Genomic DNA, 1456 nt, shown 5'->3' with positions numbered 1-1456 from the left:
GGCCCTGAGCCAACCCAAGACCTTCAAGCTTCGGTGCCTTCAAGCTGCCCTCTTCTGACCCACAGGGAGTAACCCTTTTCCCTGACCACAGAAGGAAGAGAGCTTGCCTTCACCTTCGGCCCTGAGCCAACCCAAGACCTTCAAGCTTCGGTGCTTCAAGCTGCCTTCTTCTGACCCACAAGGAGTAACCATCATCCTTGACCACAGAAGGAAGAGAGCTTGCCTTCACCTTTGGCCCTGAGCCAACCCAAGATCATTCATTCATTCATTCACATACATTCAAGGCCAGACCTTCGGCCTGACTCACACATTCACATTCAAGGCCAGACCTTCGGCCTGACTCACCAAGGCAATGAGTGCAGCCTCAAGGATCGGCTCCGACTGATCCGAACAAGGATCGGCTCCGACTGATCCGAACAAGAACAGGCCGCCCAAAGCCCAGGAAAGGAGAAACATAACCCATGACATACCTTGCAGCAATTCCCGATACCACAGATACCCTTGATACCCTTGATACCCTTGATACCATTGATACCTTCACTCAGGCCCTGGATCTTCACGATGCCACAACAAAGGCCCTGAAGGACGCATCAAAATTCAGTTACATCCTCTGGACAGACGACAAAGAGCTGGCCGACCTGGTGGATTCCCTCCTGACCACAGAGCTGTTCCCCCGGAACCGGAACTGGAAGGCATACCGAGGCACAGCTACCGTCCTTCTCCTTAATATCATGGGCGGGGGCTACGTGCGTTTCCACAGAAGTTCCCGCTTCTACGCCAACCTGATTAAGCGGTACAATCCAGCAGGAGTAAGCTTTAAGGCTGTTGCCCTGGTGGATGCCATGATTGAACACGGCTACCTTGAACAAGCCATCGGTTTCCAAGACCGAAGCACTGGCCTGAGAAGGGCCACCCGAATCAAAGCAACTCCGGCCCTCCTGAATCGGATTCCTAAGCACCTGAAGGATCTACCGAAAGAAAGGATTCCCATCCATCCCAAGAAAGAGCTGATTGTCCTGAAGGATAAAGAAGGAAGACCGAAAGCCTACCTTGAACACAGGCTGCCCCAGGTTAAACGCATGAGACGGGAGCTGATAAGCTACAATACCATCCTGAAGCAGCACGGATTACCCCCGGTGCATCGGGTGTTCAACCAGGGATCTTGGGATCTTGGTGGCCGTTTTTATGGTGGATGGTGGCAGACTTGCCCGAAGGCCGAACGTAAGACCATTACGATAGGGGATCGGACTGATCCGAACGGGGGAGAGGCTACCGTGGAGCTGGACTATTCCTGCCTGTACCCGACTTTGCTGTACGCAGAGAAGGGCTTGGAGCTTTCTAAGGATGCCTACGATATCCTTGGCTTTCCCCGGAATGAAGCCAAGAAAGCCTTCGTGGTGGCCGTGGGAGCCAAGACACCCAAAGGCGGGAAGCAGGCCCTCCGGTGTGCCGACCT

At 53.9% G+C, this 1456-nt stretch carries 1 protein-coding gene; it reads left to right on the top strand.

Annotated elements, in window-relative coordinates:
- Positions 1 to 461: 461 nt before the first annotated feature.
- Positions 462 to 1456 (top strand): hypothetical protein (locus LZ24_RS16950; RefSeq protein WP_456236630.1); only part of this gene is annotated, 995 nt, incomplete at its 3' end.

It is taken from the genome of Desulfobotulus alkaliphilus (assembly GCF_007830435.1).
Taxonomy (GTDB): Bacteria; Desulfobacterota; Desulfobacteria; order Desulfobacterales; family ASO4-4; genus Desulfobotulus; species Desulfobotulus alkaliphilus.
The sequence above is the reverse complement of the archived record's forward strand: the minus strand, read 5'-3'. Positions and strand labels throughout refer to the sequence as shown.